This is a genomic window from Aquabacterium sp., assembly GCF_049317225.1.
GTDB lineage: Bacteria > Pseudomonadota > Gammaproteobacteria > Burkholderiales > Burkholderiaceae_C > Aquabacterium.
On the sequence record NZ_JBMOIR010000017.1, the window covers coordinates 17,618 to 36,201 of the forward strand.

At 62.0% G+C, this 18,584-nt stretch carries 17 protein-coding genes; 7 read left to right on the forward strand and 10 right to left on the reverse strand.

Annotated elements, in window-relative coordinates; all coding sequences use genetic code 11:
* Nucleotides 1-82: 82 nt before the first annotated feature.
* The 3 genes from ACOYNB_RS11035 to ACOYNB_RS11045 all read right to left on the reverse strand — a co-directional run bounded on the left by ACOYNB_RS11035 (nucleotide 83) and on the right by ACOYNB_RS11045 (nucleotide 3,190).
* The gene (locus ACOYNB_RS11035; protein ID WP_422839120.1) at nucleotides 83-1,081 is read right to left on the reverse strand and encodes a CapA family protein; all 999 of its coding nucleotides are present in this window, start codon (nucleotides 1,079-1,081) and stop codon (nucleotides 83-85) included.
* A gap of 11 nt (nucleotides 1,082-1,092) precedes the next feature.
* A complete protein-coding gene (locus tag ACOYNB_RS11040; protein ID WP_422839121.1) occupies nucleotides 1,093-1,485 on the reverse strand; it encodes a hypothetical protein in 393 nt (130 codons plus the stop codon).
* Nucleotides 1,486-1,612: 127 nt separating this feature from the next.
* Entirely contained in the window at nucleotides 1,613-3,190 is a 1,578-nt protein-coding gene (locus ACOYNB_RS11045; RefSeq protein ID WP_422839122.1) for a flavin-containing monooxygenase, read from the reverse strand.
* Nucleotides 3,191-3,325: 135 nt separating this feature from the next.
* On the opposite strand from ACOYNB_RS11045, the gene ACOYNB_RS11050 reads away from it, so the two are divergent.
* Both ACOYNB_RS11050 and trpB read left to right on the forward strand, forming a co-directional pair.
* Nucleotides 3,326-4,327, forward strand: a complete 1,002-nt coding sequence (locus ACOYNB_RS11050) for an AraC family transcriptional regulator (protein ID WP_422839123.1) — start codon at nucleotides 3,326-3,328, stop codon at nucleotides 4,325-4,327.
* Between the two features lie 83 nt (nucleotides 4,328-4,410).
* Complete coding sequence (gene trpB, locus ACOYNB_RS11055; RefSeq protein WP_422839124.1) at nucleotides 4,411-5,619, forward strand: tryptophan synthase subunit beta; 1,209 nt, start codon at nucleotides 4,411-4,413, stop codon at nucleotides 5,617-5,619.
* 72 nt (nucleotides 5,620-5,691) lie between these two features.
* Here the strand turns inward: trpB and upp are convergent, their stop codons facing one another.
* The 4 genes from upp to ACOYNB_RS11075 form a co-directional block, all read right to left on the reverse strand.
* Nucleotides 5,692-6,321, reverse strand: coding sequence for a uracil phosphoribosyltransferase (gene upp, locus ACOYNB_RS11060; protein ID WP_422839125.1), 630 nt, complete (start codon nucleotides 6,319-6,321; stop codon nucleotides 5,692-5,694).
* Between the two features lie 109 nt (nucleotides 6,322-6,430).
* On the reverse strand, nucleotides 6,431-7,135 hold the full coding sequence (locus ACOYNB_RS11065; protein ID WP_422839126.1) for a hypothetical protein: 705 nt from the start codon (nucleotides 7,133-7,135) through the stop codon (nucleotides 6,431-6,433).
* Nucleotides 7,122-8,357 (reverse strand): N-acetylmuramidase domain-containing protein, encoded by a 1,236-nt coding sequence (locus ACOYNB_RS11070; protein WP_422839127.1) that lies wholly within the window; start codon nucleotides 8,355-8,357, stop codon nucleotides 7,122-7,124. The genes ACOYNB_RS11065 and ACOYNB_RS11070 overlap by 14 nt, the downstream gene beginning before the upstream one ends.
* Nucleotides 8,350-11,460, reverse strand: coding sequence for a type VI secretion system Vgr family protein (locus ACOYNB_RS11075; protein WP_422839128.1), 3,111 nt, complete (start codon nucleotides 11,458-11,460; stop codon nucleotides 8,350-8,352). The genes ACOYNB_RS11070 and ACOYNB_RS11075 overlap by 8 nt, the downstream gene beginning before the upstream one ends.
* A 173-nt stretch (nucleotides 11,461-11,633) precedes the next feature.
* Between ACOYNB_RS11075 and ACOYNB_RS11080 the strand changes: the two genes are divergently transcribed.
* A complete protein-coding gene (locus ACOYNB_RS11080) occupies nucleotides 11,634-12,962 on the forward strand; it encodes an Hsp70 family protein (protein ID WP_422839129.1) in 1,329 nt (442 codons plus the stop codon).
* A 2-nt stretch (nucleotides 12,963-12,964) separates the two neighbouring features.
* Here the strand turns inward: ACOYNB_RS11080 and ACOYNB_RS11085 are convergent, their stop codons facing one another.
* The 3 genes from ACOYNB_RS11085 to ACOYNB_RS11095 all read right to left on the reverse strand — a co-directional run bounded on the left by ACOYNB_RS11085 (nucleotide 12,965) and on the right by ACOYNB_RS11095 (nucleotide 15,069).
* The gene (locus ACOYNB_RS11085; RefSeq protein ID WP_422839130.1) at nucleotides 12,965-13,429 is read right to left on the reverse strand and encodes a DUF2314 domain-containing protein; all 465 of its coding nucleotides are present in this window, start codon (nucleotides 13,427-13,429) and stop codon (nucleotides 12,965-12,967) included.
* Between the two features lie 103 nt (nucleotides 13,430-13,532).
* On the reverse strand, nucleotides 13,533-14,690 hold the full coding sequence (locus ACOYNB_RS11090) for a pyridoxal phosphate-dependent aminotransferase (RefSeq protein ID WP_422839131.1): 1,158 nt from the start codon (nucleotides 14,688-14,690) through the stop codon (nucleotides 13,533-13,535).
* 58 nt (nucleotides 14,691-14,748) lie between these two features.
* Nucleotides 14,749-15,069 carry a hypothetical protein gene (locus ACOYNB_RS11095; RefSeq protein ID WP_422839132.1) on the reverse strand — a complete coding sequence of 107 codons (321 nt, stop codon included), beginning with the start codon at nucleotides 15,067-15,069 and terminating at the stop codon, nucleotides 14,749-14,751.
* 312 nt (nucleotides 15,070-15,381) lie between these two features.
* On the opposite strand from ACOYNB_RS11095, the gene ACOYNB_RS11100 reads away from it, so the two are divergent.
* The 4 genes from ACOYNB_RS11100 to ACOYNB_RS11115 are packed head-to-tail and all read left to right on the forward strand — an operon-like array spanning nucleotide 15,382 to nucleotide 18,582.
* On the forward strand, nucleotides 15,382-15,885 hold the full coding sequence (locus tag ACOYNB_RS11100; RefSeq protein WP_422839133.1) for a hypothetical protein: 504 nt from the start codon (nucleotides 15,382-15,384) through the stop codon (nucleotides 15,883-15,885).
* A 26-nt stretch (nucleotides 15,886-15,911) separates the two neighbouring features.
* Nucleotides 15,912-16,607 (forward strand): RNA polymerase sigma factor, encoded by a 696-nt coding sequence (locus ACOYNB_RS11105; RefSeq protein WP_422839134.1) that lies wholly within the window; start codon nucleotides 15,912-15,914, stop codon nucleotides 16,605-16,607.
* A gap of 5 nt (nucleotides 16,608-16,612) precedes the next feature.
* Complete coding sequence (locus ACOYNB_RS11110; protein ID WP_422839135.1) at nucleotides 16,613-17,275, forward strand: hypothetical protein; 663 nt, start codon at nucleotides 16,613-16,615, stop codon at nucleotides 17,273-17,275.
* Entirely contained in the window at nucleotides 17,272-18,582 is a 1,311-nt protein-coding gene (locus tag ACOYNB_RS11115) for a caspase family protein (protein WP_422839136.1), read from the forward strand. The genes ACOYNB_RS11110 and ACOYNB_RS11115 overlap by 4 nt, the downstream gene beginning before the upstream one ends.
* The last annotated feature ends 2 nt before the right edge of the window (nucleotides 18,583-18,584 follow it).

The window sequence follows — 18,584 nt, forward strand, 5'->3', positions numbered from 1 at the left end:
GCGCATTACAGAACACTTGTGCATGACAAATGCTGCGGTGTGTGGCTTTCACCCGTGACACATGACTGAAATGTGATCCCTCTCAAGGTTGCGGAGCGCGCAGAGCTTGATGCAAGCGGCGACCAACGGGGTGCGGCACGCCATCACGGTCCATGCGCACCACGTCGATGTCCCAGTGTTGCACGCCCTCCCGATTCAGCACCACATTCAGCAACCAGCCGGTGCGGTTGGCCACCTCGACATAACCATCAAAGATGAAATTCCCCAGGCTGTACACGATGGGCTTGCCGCGATAGACCTCGGTGTCCTGCACGACATGGGGGTGGGAGCCGACCACCATGTCGGCACCGGCGTCCACCATGAGACGCGCCAGGGCACGCTGGCGCACATCGGCCTCCTGCTCGTGCTCCTGCCCCCAGTGCATGAAGGGGATGACGATGTCGGCGCCATGCACGGTGCGGGCGCGCCGGATGTCGGCGACCACCTGCTCGTCTTCGCTCCAGGCCACGCCGGCCCAGTCGGGCCCCGCCTCAAAGGTGCGAGGAAAATATTCGTTGTAGCCCAGCAAAGCGATCTTCACGCCCTTGCACGAGAAGACATGCGGCTCGTGTGCTGCACGCAGGTTGCGCCCGCCCCCCACATACGGCAGGCCGGCACGTTCCAGCCGAACCAGCATCTCGCCGAAGGCTGCTCGCCCGAAATCCCCCGAGTGGTTGTTGGCCACGGTCACCACATCCACGTGCCGCTGCAACACAGGTAACACCGAAGGTGGTGCCCGGAAGGTGTGCAGCTTGTTGCCGACCGGCTGACCGGTGGTGGCGATCAGACTCTCCAGATTGCCCACGCGCACATCGGCCTGATTCATCTGCGCGGCGACCGCAGCAAACGGGTCACGCCCCTGTTGCAAGACGCGCCCCGGCCCGTCCACCAGCATGAGATCCCCCACGAAGACCATGTGCACATCGGGTCCGGCCGCACGCTGACACATCGGCAGCAACGGCACCGTGCCCGATTCTTGCGCTCCGGCCAGCGTGGCCACCGACAGCGCCAGCGACACCGCACCACGCATCCAGTTCGACATGGCAAGCCCCCTCATGACTGCCCCTCAGTCTGCAGCGCACAGCCGTACACCAGCTCACGCCCCTTGCGAGCCGAGTAAACATGGTTCCAGCCCGTCAGCGAAGGGATCTCGGCCCCGAGGGCAAAAGGCGGCAGATGCCGGACTGTTTGCAGGATGACCGGTGCGCCCGCCACCTCCAGGTCGTACACCGTCACCGTGACGTGATCGATGTGGGCTGCTGAACCGGCGACCACGGCCTTGAAGGCGAAGCGCTCGGCCAACCCGCTCAAGGGGACCTCATAAGGTTCCAGGGTCGGACGAGCCTGCATGTGCCAGACCTCGCTCGCATAACGCACCGCGCATTGCAAGACCGGAGCCCCCTGCGCCAGCGGCGCAGCCTGCGCAACCGCCAAACCGCAAGCCATGCATCCCATCACCCTACGCGAGAACCAGCGCATCATCCCTTCGACCTCACCATGAAAACAGCCCCGACTCATCACGAGCGGGGCTGCGATGATCGACCAGGCGATCAGTCTGCCATCAAAGCGGATCTCAGCGTTGGGCCACGCGGGCCATGGCTTGTGCACCCATGGGTGCGGTGCCCACGCCGCCGGTCTGCGACACGCCAGCCAAGCGACCTGCACATTTGACGAAGCGGTAATCGGCCTCTTTCACCTTGCGGGTCTCCATCCAGTAGCGCCAGGTGGACTTGGGCCAGATGGCGAAGTTGATGCCCTCCGCGGTCTGATACCAGCTGCGACACCCCGATGACCACACCGTGCCCTTCAGCGCCTGGGTGACTTCGCCCAGGAAACGGGTCATGGCCTCTGGCTTGACGTCGATGTAATCCGCATCCTTGGCTTTGACCAGCTTGATGCAGTTCACGATGTAGTCGGCCTGCGCCTCGATCATGAAGATGATGGAGTTGTGGCCAAGACCCGTGTGTGGCCCCACCAGCTGGAACATATTGGGATAGTTCGATGCCGTGATGCCCAGGTAGGCAGTGGGGCTCACCTTCCAGTCTTCCTGGATGGTGTGGCCGTTCAAACCTCGCAACTCAAACTGCTTCATGTAGATGCGCGGATCCACCACGAAGCCCGTGCCCAGGATCACGCAATCCAGTGCGCGTTCTTTGCCATCCTTCGTGACGATGCCCGTGGGGGTGAACTCACGGATGTCATCGGTCACCAACTCCACGTTCTCGCGGTTGAATGTCGGGAACCACTTGTTGGAGATGAGGATGCGCTTGCAGCCCAAGGTGTAGTCCGGTGTCAGCTTCTGGCGCAGGACCGGATCCTTCACCTGATAAGCAATGAACTGCTTGAGGAAAAACTCACCGACACGTGCCAGCTTCGGATTGAAGATGGGCCACACGCGAGACTCATTGGTCCAATAGCAGCGCCAGCGATGCAGGGTGCGGGTCACCGGCAGCGTCTCGAACAACCACTTGCTGAAGGCCGAGTAGCGACGCTCGTCACGCGGAATGACCCACGCCGCTGTGCGCTGGAACACATGCAGTTGCTTGACCTGTGGCGCGATCTCGGGGACGTACTGAATGGCCGAGCCCCCCGTGCCAATGGACGCCACGCGCTTGCCGGTCAACTCGTAGTGGTGATCCCACTCAGCCGAGTGCATGACCTTGCCCTGGAACTGATCCAGTCCCTTGATGTGGGGCTTGGCCGGCACGTGCAGGGGCCCCGACGCCAAGATCCAATGGCGGCAGATGTAGGTTTCCCCACCGGCCGTCTTCACGGTCCAGCGGCCCGTGCCATCGTTGAACACGGCACTCACCACCTCCTGGTTGAAGCGCACATTGGGTCGGACGTTGTACTGCCTGGTCACATCCAGGATGTACTGCTGGATCTCGTTCCACGGTGCATAGCGCTTGGTCCACTTGGCGCTGGTGGCAAACGAATACGAATACATGTGCGACTGCACATCACACGCCGCACCGGGGTAGTGGTTGTCGCGCCAGGTTCCCCCCATTTCGTTGCCCTTTTCCAAGATCACGTAGTCGGTGATGCCGGCTTCCTGCAGCTTGATGGCCATGCACAAGCCACCGAAGCCGGCGCCGGCAATGGCCACTTCCACGTGACGAACGTGGGTCGAAGGGGTGGGGAAATCTGTCATGCCATGTCTCCTGTAGTGAGGAGATGGTGCGGTTCAGACTTGATCCAGACCATGCTAGATTCGACCAAAAATTGATCTTTCCGGCCAAAACAGGCGTTTATACGGGTCAACCCGCCCCCTTGAATTGACAGTCCGATGAGCTCACGATCCATCCTTGGCTTGATCTACATGGTGCAAGGCCTGCAGCAAATGGGCGAAGACCCCGAGCCGGTTCTCGCCCGCCACGGCCTGAGCCTGAGCCGTCTCGACCCCAGCACCCGCATTGACCGCTCCCGCGAGTTGCGCATCTATGCCGACCTGGCCGAAAACGTTAAAGACCCGCTGGTCGGGCTCAAGCTCGGGGGCTTCTACGGGCTGGCCGGGTATGGCCCGCTGGTCATGCTGTTGATGACCTGCAGCACGGCCTACGAGGCCTTTCAGGCGGGCATCCGTTACCAAGGCCTCACCTACCTGTATGGCACGCTGCGCTTTGAACCCGGAGACAAGCTGAGCTGCCTGGTGCTCACCCCCATGCCCATGACGGGACAGGCCTTCCGCTTTCGCGTGGACGGCGAGGTCTCCGGCACCTACAAAATGGTGCGTGACATGCAGCTCTCGCTCGGGGTCGACATCCACGCCGAGCGCATCGACATGCCTTACCCCCGTCCCCCCGAAGCGGCAGACTACGAGGCCTACTTCGGCTGCCCGGTTCGCTTTGGCGACACCGAAGCCCGCTTCTGGCTGCGCAACGAGCACCTGCAACTGCGCCTGCCCTCGGCCGACCCCAACGCCCACGCCATGTACCGCACCATGTGCGACCAGCAACTGGTGGCCCAGCAGACCAGCAACGACACCCTGGCCGAACGCGTGCTCACGCACCTGGGCCTGTTCAGCGGCGGCTACCCCTCGGCCGAAGACGTGGCCAAGTCCCTGGGGCTGTCCGAGCGCAGCCTGCGACGCCAACTCAGCGACGAAGGCCGCAGCTTCCGCGATCTGCTGGCCGAAGCCCGCTACGCCAAGGCGCAGCACCTGTTGCGACACACCACGCTGTCGGTCGAAGCCATCGCCCAGCAGCTGGGCTATGCCGAATCTGCGGCCTTCATCCATGCGTTTCAGCGTTGGTCGGGCATGACACCGTCAGCGTTTCGAGGCCGCTGAACCCGAGCAATCCTGACTGTCATCAAGTGAACCCAGGCGCATCAGCGTCTATGCTTGCCTCTTTGACCCAAACCGTATTGAACATGAGCACATCCTCCCGCTTTGCCCCCATGCCCAATGACGAAGGCTACTTCGGTCCTTACGGTGGCCAGTTGGTGCCCCCGCACCTGAAAAAAGCGATGGACGACATCAACGTCGCCTACGAAGAAATTCGCCAGCGCGACGATTTCCAGCAAGAACTGGCCTCGCTGTTCGCGGACTACGTCGGCCGCCCCAGCCCCATCTTCCACGCTCGCCGTCTGTCGGAGCAACTGGGTGGCGCACAAATCCACCTCAAGCGCGAAGACCTCAACCACACCGGCGCCCACAAGATCAACCACTGCCTGGGCGAAGCCCTGCTGGCCAAGTTCATGGGCAAGAGCAAGGTGATCGCTGAAACCGGTGCTGGCCAACACGGCGTGGCCCTGGCCACCGCCTGCGCCCTGGTGGGCATCCCCTGTGAAATCCACATGGGCCAGGTCGACATCGAGAAAGAGCACCCCAACGTCACCAAGATGAAGATCCTGGGTTGCAAGCTGGTGCCCGTCACCCGCGGTGCCGCCACCCTGAAGGAAGCCGTGGACAGCGCGTTCGAGGAATACCTGAACGACCCCACCAACTACATCTACGCGATTGGCTCGGTCGTGGGCCCCCACCCCTTCCCCAAGATGGTGCGCGACTTCCAGTCCATCATCGGCAACGAAGCCCGCGAGCAGTTCCAGGCCAAGCATGGACGCCTGCCTGACCACGTGGCCGCTTGCGTGGGCGGTGGCTCGAACGCCATGGGCATCTTCACGGCCTTCCTGAACGACGACGCCGTGCACCTGGTGGGCGTGGAGCCCTCCGGTGAAGGCCTGGACAAGCCCGGTCGCCACTCGGCCACACTGAGCAAGGGCAAGCCGGGCGCCATCCACGGCATGGCCTGCTATGTGCTGGAAAACGAAGACGGCACCCCATCGGCCGTGCACTCGATTGCCTCGGGACTGGACTACCCCGGCGTGGGCCCGCAGCACAGCTACCTGAAGGACATCGGTCGCGTGGACTACCAGACCGCCACCGATGAAGAGTGCCTGAACGCCTTCATGACCCTGTCGCGCGTGGAAGGCATCATCCCCGCGCTGGAAAGCGCCCACGCCGTGGCCTGGGCCATCCGCGTGGCCCCGACCCTGCCGAAGGACCAGCACATTCTGGTCAACCTGTCGGGTCGCGGTGACAAGGACGCCGACTACGTGGCAGGCAAGCTGGGCCTGTAATCTCTGCCCGGCGGCGAATCAGGCTGTGTCCTTCACGGGGCACAGCCTTTTTCATGGGCGAACGAGGGAGCTTTACTTGGTCCCGAAGATGCGGTCCCCGGCATCACCCAGGCCCGGCATGATGTAGCCGTGGTCGTTGAGGCAACGGTCCACAGCGGCCGTGTAGATGTCGACATCCGGGTGCTCGGCCTGCATCACGGCCAACCCCTCGGGGGCCGCCAGCAGACACATGAACTTGATGGAACGCGGCTGCAACTTCTTGATGCGAGCCACCGCGGCCGAAGCAGAATGCCCCGTGGCCAGCATGGGGTCGACCACGATCACGTCGCGCTCGGCCACCTCGGAGGGCATCTTGAAGTAGTACTCCACCGGGTGCAGGGTCTCGGGGTCTCGGTACAAGCCAATGTGCCCCACACGGGCGCTGGGCACCACCCGCAGCATCCCGTCGAGCAGACCATCGCCGGCACGCAAGATGGACACGAGCACCAGTTTCTTGCCATCGATCATGTAGCCCGTGGTGGTCTCCAGCGGGGTTTCGATCTCGACCGGCTGCAAGGGCATGTCGCGGGTGACCTCGTAGGCCATCAGGGTGCTCAGCTCATCGAGCAAGCGCCGAAAGCTGTTGGTGCTCGCGTCCTTCTGACGCATCAGCGTGAGCTTGTGCTGAACCAGGGGGTGGGAAATGAGGTGGACGGTGCTCATGGTGCTTGAAATCTGAACTGAGCCCCTCGACCAACACGGCCGACAGGTCAGCGATGAGGCTAGCAGGAGATGTGCCTGCGGGCTCGCCCAGCCTATCCGTAGGGCCAAGCTATTGACATGCCATTAACGCCTTGCGTGCAGCGCCAACGTCGTTGTACGAATTCGGATTACCCAGGCAGGCATCGTCTTGCTCAATCAGGATGCGGCCATCTTGATCTCTCAACCTTAACAGCACCGTCATGCGCCTCCAGTCATCACCGATGTCTGGCCCCCGTTTTGCCACGGACTTGTCCGTGAGGTAGTAGCTTATTGAAAACAGCAACGCATCCTGTCCCTTGACGCTTGCCAATGCATTCACGCCATTGCACCAGGTTCGACCGTTCGCCTCGTCGAGCTTGACATCGTGTTTGGCGACTTGCCTGAGCTGATCGTCATAGAAAAAAACGGCACAGATGCCTCCGCCAGCAATCGGGCCGGCATGTTTGTTCATCGCGGATGCTGCGTCGCGGGCGGCATTTTGTGCTTTGGACCGGTGCTGCACACCTGCCACATAGAACGTCCGCCCCCCCCAGCGCATTCTGAAGAAATGGAGTGTCTCGTAAAAGCGCTGGCCCTCCAAGCCACTATTGATTTGATCCCGACGGACCGCCGCTTCCAATGAATGAACGCCTTCCAACTCAAAGCCAACGTCTTTTTCAGACCACGGGAACTGTCGATCCAAACTCACTTCCGCCAAAACAGGTCCCGCAAGAAGAGTGAATGCGAGTACGGCGATACGCCACCGGTTAGCTGATCTTGGATCAAATTGCTTCATACGCTGCTTGCATCTTGGCGTCATAGGCGTTTTTCTTGTATTCACCGCCGTTGTAGTAAAGGGCAATCCGCGGCCAGTCTTTCCTTTTCACCGCAGCCCACAATTTCCCATTCGCCTTATGGCGGATAAAGCCAACCAAAGGCTGTAACTGAGACGATTCGCCCCCGCACATCAGTGAGACCAAAGCTTTTGCGGATGCTTGACCACAACTCTCAAACTCCCCGCCCATGATTTGGAACTTGCCCCACGAGCATGAAGCCAGAGCGGCCTCCGGGTCAAGGCGATAGGCATTCATTAGCCTTAAATAACTGCTCGCATACGAACCATAGCGGTCTGCCTCAGCCGCCCCCTTTTTCGACGTGTAGGCGGGCCCAGAAATGTCGGGGTGGGTCTTGTCGTACGCCCCTTTGGTCAAGCGCCGAAACCAATGCCTCTCAAACAAGATGCTTGGCACTTGCTTGCCCTCTGCAGCATTCAGACGCCAAAAAGCAGCTCCTTTTGTTTCCACCTCTGCAATTGCCTTGAGAACAGCAACCTCGCACTGCAACGCATCCGCGGCATCGTCCCACTGCTTTGTTGTAATCGGATCATCCCGGTACAGATCAAAGAGGTTTTGCAGCCCGCTTGGGATATCGACGCCGAGCTGAATGATGGCCTGCCCGTGCTTGCCCTTGCCCACCTTCTTTCGAACATGGGGGTTGTTTGTGTCTGCCTCGCCCTGCCCTGATAAGACAACTCCACCAGACACTGGCGTGCTGGGTGCCGCATGAGGATGAGGCTGCGTCTGGCCCTTAAAAACCAATGAACCACTCACCAGCGTGATGAGCTTGTGCCCATGATCGGATGCAGTTTGACAAACTTGACGCCACTGCCCTGTGAGGTCCTGCACCAAAACTTCGACAACTGATTTTGCGCTCTGGGTAATCACCCGTCCGCCAGAACCGTTACCCCCCGTTTGCCCCGCTGCTGTTTGGCCGTCGAACTTGATTTTGAACTTGAGGTTCTCAATGGGGTGCCTTAGCGCATCCAGAAACAACACACTCACGCCAAAAGCGGTTTCTTGGGAAAGGTACAGCGTCTGACCTGCTTGCAGTCTATGAGGGTTGTTCAATTGATTGAATTGGCACAACTCTGCGATGCTCCGACCACTCTGCCGAGCAATCTTGCCAAGCGTATCCCCCTCTTTGACCCGGTAGGGATCTTGAATCGTCACATCAGTCATCGAAGGACGCCTCCTCTGTCGAGCTCGTCATCCATGTGTCGTCCTCTGACTCCGCAATCTGTATGTCTTGCTCCATGCTCCATTTGGGTGCAAGGCACACGACATATCGCACCTGCCGGGCATCTTCGGTTATCACGCTGGCCGTGAATTCATCTGTTGGCCTAGCCAGTAAGTGACCGACAGTCTGGCGCCCATCCAACACCTCCACCGACTTCGCACCGCTGAAAGGCAACCATTCACCCGGATAGTCACTGAACCCCAACGCTTCGCTGAACAGTGGGGATGCCAGACTCGGTGCCTGAATAAACCCATGCAGCGGGGCACTCACGCTAATCGGCAACGCCATCAAGCTCGCACCACCGCCACCGCCCCCACCCGCGCCCCACTCATGCATGGCCCCCTTCACCGTCCACGTGCCAGGACAGGTGAAGGTGATGTCGCCGCCCTTGAGCTCGATCTGGCTTTGCCCGGCCGTCAGCGTGATGCTGCGACTGGCCTGAATGCGGATTTCGTCGGTGGTGCTTTGCACCGTGAGGTCCTGATCGGCCCAGATCTGCTGAGCGTCGGTATGTGCTCGCACGCTCAGCGCCCCCTTGGCGGTGATGGCCTTGATGCCGCCGGAGTGGGTGTACAGACTGGTGGTTTGACCGCTGACGGCGCTGAAGGTATGGCCGCTGGTGCAGTGCAGATCGCCGTGGGTGCTCAGGCTGGTGTCTTGCCCGCTGAACAGGCTGACATCGGCGGCGGCCACGATGCTGGCACTGACCGGTGTGTCCAGGTGCAGCAGGGGTTTGGCAAAGCGCTCGACCGGATCGGTCAAGGTGCGGCCGTCGGCCTTGCGCGCGGGTTGCCCGCCCATCGTGCCGCTGTAATGGCCTTGCGCCGCGGGGTCCATCGCGTCGGCATGCTGTTGCACGGCTTGATCAGCGTCGTGACTGCCCAGGCCCTGCGCACCTTGCTGGCGTGCGTTGTGGCTCAGTGCATCGCCCAATTGGCGGGCCGCACGCAACTGTGACACCGCTTCTGCCGCGTCCATTTGCGTGCTGTGTACGCTGCTGCCACGCGCCGGGCGAGCCGAGGTGGTCAGCAGCATACCTTGTCCGGCACGCAGCACGGCCCATCCGTCGGTCACGCCATAAAAGCCGCTGCCCAGCCAGGCCCCACGGTGTGCGTGTCCGGCGCCGCCAGCACCGCTTTGCTGCACCAGGTGGCCGAGGCTGAGCTCGCTCCAGCCCAAGCCCGCACCGTGGCTGAGCAGGCGCATGCGCAATTGCCCGGCGCTGTCATCCAGCAGCCACTGGTTGGCGCCTTGTCCATCGAGGTGTGTGCTGTGCCAGCCCGACAACACCCCGCCATGGTTCGCCCCCGCATCCACCCCGGCAGGCCACGGCAGATCGTGCTGCCCGTTGTGCAACTGGCCGACGACCACCGGGCGGTCGATGTCCCCGTCCATGAACGACACCAGCACCTCGGTGCCGGCACGGGGCGTGAACACCGTGCCCCAGTTGGGGCCAGCCAGACTTTGCGCGACACGCACCCAGGTACCGCTGCGGGCATCGCCGGGGGCGTGTCCGGTCGTGCGCCCTGTGGGGGACTCGGGTGCCGTGAGGGCACCTGGCAAAGGCGCCTCACCGCGCTGCCAGGCAAACTGGATGCGGATGCGCCCATCGCGATCGGTGGTCAGTGGCTCGCCGGACTGGGCCGCCACCGTGGCCGTTTGAGGGCCGGGTGCAGTGGAGCGATCCGGGATCGGTGGTAACAAGCGCGTGCCCGCTGGCACCGCGGTGAAGTGATTACGGTAGCTGCCTTGTTCCAAGGCGTTGTGGCGCAAGATGGCGGCGGCTTCCGAGCCCAGGTTGTTGGCGGCCTCATGGGTCACGCTCAGTACCTGAAACCGGTTCTGCCCCGAAGCCATCGAGGCCAAACCGTACAGACTGTGCTCGGTCAGGGCAAACACTACCCCTTCATGCAGGGAGCGCACGGCACTGTCCCCGGCAGCAAAGCGATGGGGCAGGATCCTGGCGGCCAGCCGAGCGGCCGCGCGGGCTTCGGCCACCGTCGCTGCACCGATCTGTGGATCGTCGATGCGACCGTCGGCATGGCAGCGCTCACCGTGACCACGGTAATCTTCCAGTTCTGGCACACGGCCAGGTCGTGCTGTATGGTGAGCCTGAGCGGACACCCCCGCCACCTGTCGCTCATCCCAGGAAGCCAGGGTCACAACGTTGTGGGTCAGTTGCTGACCTTCCCGCCACGCGGTGATGGTGTCTTGCGCGCAGCCACTGTCCAGCAGACTGCTCCCCCACACGCTCCCTGCACCTCGCATGTCGGGGCGGCTGAACCGCAAGGCCCCCAAGTCGGGTACGTCGGCGTACCCGTCAAACACCACGAGGGTGTGGCGCGCCGAGCGAGCCCCGGCGACCTCACCGGGCAGAGGCGAGGTGGGCGCGCCCTGATGCGCCAGCCGCCAACTCCAGCCTTCTTCAGCCATCAGGCGCTGGACAAACGCCCAGTCGGTTTCACGGTATTGCGTGGTGATGGGCCGCACCGGGCCGGGCTGCCGCACGTCCAGCCGGAAATGGGCCTGCGGGTAGGCGGCCATGACCTCGCTGACGATGTCTGCGGCCGTCTGGTCCTGAAAAATCCGGGTGTCGCGCCGCAAGGTCAGCCAATGGGTCCAGGCCGCCAGACTCAGCCGGTAGCGCGCCAAGCCGCCGTCTGCGCCCAACTGCGCGGCCCGCACCACATAACCATGCCAGGTGCGCAATTGGCCATCGGCCTGCATGAGGCGCACGCTGACCTGCTCACCGTTGAGGGCCTTGAGGGACAGGTGTGCGCTGGTGCTCAGGCAATCCACCTCGGCCCACAGCGGGGATTCGGCATGCACGGCTTCAGTCAGGTGCAGGCGCTCGACCACCAGTGTGGTCGAGGGTAGTGCCGTCTCAATTTGCAACAAGCGGGTGGCTTGCCCCAAGGACAGGAGCGCCTGCAAACGGGACAGGGCATCCGCCCCCGCATGCCGCAAGGTGTCATGCAAGCTGGCAAACGACGCAGCGGGCGCACGCGCGTGCACCCCCATGCCGCCCCACGACGGAAGGTTCATGAAACTCACCTGAATGTTGGATCTTGTATGGCGGGCCATTCTCAAGCGCGCGCGGGAATCGGCCGGCCCCGCCAGCGGGGGGAAATTGCAATCAAGGGTTACCGCCCGCAAAGACCGGGCAAGGCGCCTACAATCGCCCGCCCTGCTGTATTCGCCCCTTCGGGCCCGCGACCATGTCCTTTTGCGCCATCGACTTCGGCACGTCCAACTCCGCCATTGCCATCCCGGCCTCTGGTCAAGGTGCATCTGCCATGCGATTGGTCCCGCTGGAGGGCGAGCATCTCACGATGCCAACGGCTGTTTTCTACTGCACGGATGCGGACGATGTGCCACCCGGTACCTGGCGTGGCACCCATCGCGACGACATGCTGCCGCGCACCTTCGGGCGAGCGGCGGTGAAGGCCTACATCGATGGCTATGAAGGGCGCCTGATGCGCTCGATGAAGAGCATTCTGGGCACCGCGCTGGTCGATCAGACCACGGAAGTCGGCAACGGGCTGGGCGTGAAGTACCTGGACGTGATCACGGGCTATCTGCGTCACCTGCGCAGCATGGCCGAGAAGGCCGGTGGTCAACCGCTGACGCGTGTGGTGATGGGTCGCCCCGTTTTCTTCGTCGACGAAGATCCAGTGCGTGACGCCGCTGCACAGGCGTCCCTCGAAGCTGCCGCACGGGCCGTGGGGTTTGAAGACATCGCTTTTCAGTTTGAGCCCATTGCCGCAGCATTCGACTATGAGCAGCAGGCTCAAAGCGAAGAGTTGGTGCTCGTGGCCGACATTGGCGGGGGCACGTCCGACTTTTCTGTGGTGCGCGTGGGCCCCGACCGCCGCCAGCGCCTGGAGCGACGCGATGACATCCTCGCCAACCACGGCGTGCACATTGCCGGCACCGATTTTGACCGCCGCGTGTCGTTGGCCAGCGTGATGCCCCCCATGGGTTACGGTGCCTTTGGTCCCAGCATTCAGGGGCAGCCTCCACGCCCCGTCCCCAGCCGGGTTTACTTCGATCTGACCACCTGGCATTTGATCAACACGGTGTATCAGCCTCAGCGCATGGCCGAGTTGCGCAGCATGATCGACTTCTATGGTGAGCCCCTGCACCATCAACGCTTGATGAAGGTGGTGCAGCAGCGACTGGGGCACGCACTCGTGGGCGAAGCAGAGGCCGCCAAGATCGCCGTCGCCAGCGGTGGAGAGGCCGACATTGCACTGGACCTGATCGAGTCAGGCTTGCGCGCACACCTGTCCGCGAATCAAACGGAACAAGCCTTGCGCGATGACCTCGCGCGCATCGTCGCGTGCGCCCATGACACGGTCAAACAGGCGGGCGTTCAGGCCAGCGACATCCGGGCCTTGTACTTCACCGGGGGCTCAACGGGTCTGAAGATGCTGACCGACCAACTGGAAGCGGCTTTCCCGGATGCACGGGCCGTGCGGGGCGACCGACTGGCTTCGGTGGCCACCGGCCTGGGGCTGCACGCCGCACGCCTGTTTGCCGACTGACCTCAGTCCTGGCAGATCAGGCCGAGGTAGTCGAGTTGCTCTTCGTACTCGGCCTTGGGCAAATCACGCAAGTCGGCGCATTGCAGGTAGTTGCCTCGCAACTTGCCTGCGGCCTGATCTTCGTAGCTCCAGTCCACGATGTCGGCGGCGGTGAACGGAATCGTTTGACCGTTGGCGAGTCCTTTGATCACGCGTGGCGTCACACGCAAGATGCCCTGAAAGCCTGCTGAGGCGGCCTTGAAGTCGTCAAACCAGATGGCTTCGCTCTGTTCACCCTGCTTGACGACGACCAACACACGGTATCCGCCCACCCCAGCAGGATGCTGTTGCCACACCGATAAAAACGTTGGCAGGGTGGCGCGTGCCTTCGACTGCGCGACGCCATGATCTGCTGCATGCAGAGGGGCGCCACTGCACAACGCACCAACGGTGAACAAGGCACAGAGCGCGCGGCGAACCGTCTTCATGGGGCTTCCTCAGGCTTTAAGTGGAAACCCTTATTTTCCAAGTTGGCGAACGAATGTGCGCAACTCGGTTAACGATAATCGTGCAAATGACGCGATCACTGCATCAGAGTTTGATGAGTCGCTCCAGCGCCTTCTCCAAGGTCGCGGCGGACTTGGCAAAGCAGAAACGAATCACGCCATGGTCGTCCCCTTGCGGGTAAAACGCTGACACCGGAATGGCAGCCACACCGTGCTCACGCGTCAGGCGCTCGACAAAGGCACGATCCCCCTCGTCGCTGATGGCGCCATATTTGACGCACTGGAAGTAGGTGCCCTGACACGGCAACAGCTCGAATCGTGAGCCAGCCAGCGCTTGCCGGAAGATGTCGCGCTTGCCTTGGTACAGCGCCTTCAGTTGCTCATACCAGCCCGGCTTCTTCATGAAGTCGGCCAGCGCATATTGCGACGGCGCATGGACCGTGAAGACAATGAACTGATGCGCCTTGCGGAACTCGGCCATGAGTTCTCGCGGCGCCAGGCAATATGCCACCTTCCAGCCCGTGATGTGATACGTCTTGCCAAAGCTGGAAATCACAAAGCTGCGTTCAGCCAGTTCGGGGTAGCGCATGACGCTTTCATGCCGAGCCTGGTCAAACACCATGTGCTCGTAAACCTCATCGCTGACCAGCACGATGTCTGTGTCCCGAACCAGCGCGATCAGGCGCTGCATGTCTTCGGCCGTCCAGACCGTGCCCGTCGGGTTGTGGGGCGTGTTGAGCATGATCATGCGCGTGCGCGGCGTGATCAGGCGCGCCACCTCATCCCAGTCTGGCTTGTAGTCCGGCAAGGTCAGGTGTGCGTAGACCACCTTGCCGCCCTGCAGTTCGATGGAGGGACCATAGCTGTCATACACCGGGGTGAAGACGATGACTTCGTCGCCAGGGTGCACCATGGCTGCCACCGCCGTGAACAGCGCCTGCGTGGCCCCCGCCGTGACGGTGATTTCGGTCTCGACGTCGTACTGCGCCCCGTACAGCGCGTTCACTTTGGCTGCGATCGCTTCTCTCAATGCCGGAACCCCGGTCATGGGGGCGTATTGGTTATGGCCAGCTTTGGCGTGCTGATCGAGCAGTGCCAGTAATTCGGCTGGCGCATCAAAGTCCGGAAAACCCTGTGACAAATTCACCGCATGATGTTGCTGCGCCAAGCCTGACATCACCGAAAAAATGGTGGTGCCGACTTGGGGGAGGCGGGAGGTAATGGGGTGGGCGTAGCTGGGCATAGGCATCAAACAAAAAAGGCTCCAGTCGGAGCCTTTCTTTTATACCGCTTGTCTGTCGTTATTGCGTGCAGCGTGGATCAACCACAAAGCTCGTTTGATCAAACTGCTGCCAAGCCCCAGTTGCCGCGCCATCAACAACCAAAACGGAGAACACGCCAAAATCGAGGAAGACGCCCAGCAGAGTAATAGCGTCAAAAGACTTCGACGCAGGCACAGTTGTTTCTGTGCAGCCAGCCTTGCGCGCCGTAATCATGTAGCTCTTGCTTTTCTGGAACGAGGTCACTCCGTTGTCTTTGCCAACATATGCCTCATTGACATACAACTCAGCGCCCGGCACGTTACTGCGAATCGCCACCTGTTGAGTCGTGCCATGAAACATGGCCGCACATCCCGACAGAGACATGACCAAAACAGATGTCGAAACTGTCGCTGCAATGACTCTCTTCAAACCGCGCATAAAACCTCTCTGAAATAAACAATGCTCTAGGGTCTGTAAAACTTCGTAAAGCCTACCATATCGAATCCATCACACTTCCGCGATAAGTCCCATCAGCGAACGAACCCAGTCTGCCTGCCGCTTGCATCAGCATGGCCGGCGCGCGGTTTCAAAAAAAGTTGTCCGCTTTCAGGCGCAGCCAGCAAATCGTGAACATGGGCGGCCGTCGGCTGCCTCGTTCAAAGGAGTTTGATGATGCCTGCTTTGCCCATTCATGATCTGCCTTCGCCCGCCTCTGACACCGCTCGGCAAATTTGCGACTACCTCGACAGCGAAGGATTCAAGGGCGAGATCGACGACGATGGCGATATTGTCTTCCGCTGCGAGGGGCTGGCGTATTTGCTGTGCCTTGACTCGGCGGACCCGCAGTGGGGGCGTTTGGTCGTGCCCTTCGTCTGGGAGTGGGACTCGGCGCAAGAGAGCGCGGACGTGATGCAAGCCGTGGACTTTGTGAATCGGCGTAGCAAGCTGGTCAAAGCTTACAGCGTGAACAACCGCGTGCACCTCAGCATCCAGTTGCTGCTGGAGCCTGTGAGTTGCTGGTCCAGCATCTTGCTGCGTTGCGTGCGCGCACTGGCCGAGGCACGCACCCTGATGATCAACGCGATTCGCCTGCCAGAATTGGTCACACTGGATCTGCAGAAGCTGGCCCAGACCCAGACGGACAAGCACAACACGCCACCAGCCACGACACACTGACGCCCCCCACCCGCACGGTGCCCACCATGAACGACTTGTCCAACGATGAACTGTGCCGCTTGCTCAAGCAGTTTGCGCTGGGGCAGAGCCCGGATCAGGCCACTCGCCAGGCGCAACGCGCGTTCTATGACGCCGTTCGGCGTCCGCTGGAGCGCACGGTGTCCCATGCCCTCATGCTGCGTCCGGACCTGTGCCGCGCCGCCGTACAAGAGTCTTGGAACCAGGTGTTTTTGTCTGCTGCCCGCTATGACGGGCAGCAAGGCCCGGTCATGGCCTGGGTCAAAGGCATTGCCCTGAACTGTGCGCGGACCGTGGCACGCAAAGAAACATCGGCCACGCGCTGGATTCAACCCTCAAGGTTCCAAGGCAATCGCACGCATGGCGATGACTGGTCCGACGACGAAGCTGACTGGATCGACACCGCAGTCTGTCCGATGCCCGGACCAGAGCAGGTGGCCCATGCCAGCCAGATTCGCCGAGCCGTGGCCAACTGTTTGGCCCGGTTGCCCACAGACGGGCGCGTGCCATACCGGCAAGTGTATGAACTGGCACTCGACAGCGAGTTGAGCAATCGCGAACTGGCCGACCTTTTCAACGCACAGCACCCCGAGCGCCCCCCTTGCAATGAAGAACAGTTGCGCAAGTGGGTGGCCCGCGCGGGTGACAAGATGCGCGAATGTGTGGGCGCGTTGCTGCGACTGACCGCCCCCCCAGCAAGGTGAACCCGATGGACACACGACAACGCTTTATCGCCGCTTGTACCTTGCACGCCTGTGGCCGTTTACCAGCCGACGAGGCACAGTGGCTGTCCACGGTCCTGCAGCAACACCCGACGTGGCAAGCAGACTTGGACCAGGCCCATGAATTGACGAGACTGGTCAGAGAGGTCCTGCATCAACGGGAAGCCGACCGCCCGGCCGTGATGAGTTTTGACGAGGTGATGGCCCAGCTGCCGCACGCCGTGAGCTCGCACGGCTCGGCTGCCCCCGCGTGGTTGCACGCCCTGGTGGCCTGGTGGCAGCGCCCCAGCACGATGGGACTGGCCACTGCGGCCATGGCTGCACTGGCGGTAGGGGTGGGCGTGCAAACACATCGCTTGAACGACGTGCAAGACATGGCTGAACCCGCCACGTCACACGCCGAAGCACCCATTTATCGCTCAGGTACGTCTGGCCCCAGCGCACGCATCGCATTGCATCTGCGACCCGACGCCACGATGCAGCAGGTCAATGACTTGCTGAGCCTGCACCACCTGCAGATCATCGAAGGGCCCGATGCACAGCAGGTCTATCAGGTACACGTTGCGGCGGACCAGCTGGACCGCGTCTTGGCCGCCTTGCGCAACAGCCCAGTGGTCTTGTCGGCCACGCGTGTGAAGGAGGCGCCATGACCTCACCCCAAGCAACCCGCCGCGAGGCCTTGCGTGGCATCGCTCGCTTTGCTGGATACAGCACCCTGCTGAGCATGGTAGGTGTGCAGGCCGCGGCCGGCTTTGACTATGACAAGGCCCCGAAATGGGCCCTGGTCATCGGCAACCAACGCTACGCCCAGTGGCCGGCCCTGCGCAACGCTGGCAATGACGCGCAATTGATGGCCGACACCTTCAAGGCGCTGGGCTATCAGACCACCCTGGTACGCGATGCCGATGCACGCACGCTGCGCCAGACGATTGACCAATTCAGCGACCGACTGGCCCAAGGGGGTGTCGGTGCGCTGTACTACGCCGGCCATGGCATCCAGTTTCAGGGGCGCAACCTGCTGCTGGCCCTCGACGCCCCCAAAGACGTCAGCGAGGCCAGCCAGCACGGCATCGTCGTGGAGGAGTTGTTGAAGATTTTGCAGCGCAGTGGCGCACAAGCCAGCTTGGTGATGCTGGATGCCTGCCGCAATGATCCGCACGATGCACGCACGGCGAAGCGCTGGCGTGGGGCCGCCTCGGACGGCTTTGCCGAACCCACCCGTGTCCTGCCCGGCATGCTGGTGGCCTACGCCACCCAACCTGGTGAACGTGCTCAAGACGGCACCGGTCAACACGGCCCGTTCGCCACGGCGTTGGCACGCTGGCTGCCCGAGCCCGGACTGCGCCTGACCGATGCCATGGAGCAGGTCAAACGTCAGGTTCGAGCCGACACTCAGGACGATCAACGCCCCATGGTCGAAAGCAGCCTGGTCACTGACTTTCCGCTGACCAAACGCCCGGTGGCCCAGGCCAGCGCGGCCAAGCCAGCCGCACTGCCCGAACCCCTGTCATGGTTTCAGTGGAGCGACCACAACCGCTTGATGGTGCTGACCAACGAGATCCAGCGCCGCGTGGCGGCCATCAATGCCGACGACCTGCCCCTGCTGGAACACCAGGCCCGTCATGGCAGTGCCATGGCACAAGCAGTGCTCGGCACAGCTTGGCGGCAAGGCTTTGGCGTCAGCCTGCATCAACAGCGCAGCGCCGTCAAAGCCAAGAAGTGGCTAGGCATGGCGGCCGCTCAGCACATGCCCTATGCCCTCAATGAGCTGGGCGAGATGTTCTATCTGGGGCAAGGCGGCCCCAGGCAAGCCGATGTGGCGCGCAAGCTGTTTGACGAAGCGGCGCGCCTGAACTACCCCCCCGCCAAGCTCAACCTCATGCAGGTACAACTGGAGTCAACGCTGAACACACCCGACGAACTGCCTGGTGTGTTGAGGCAACTGTCCCAGCCCTGAAT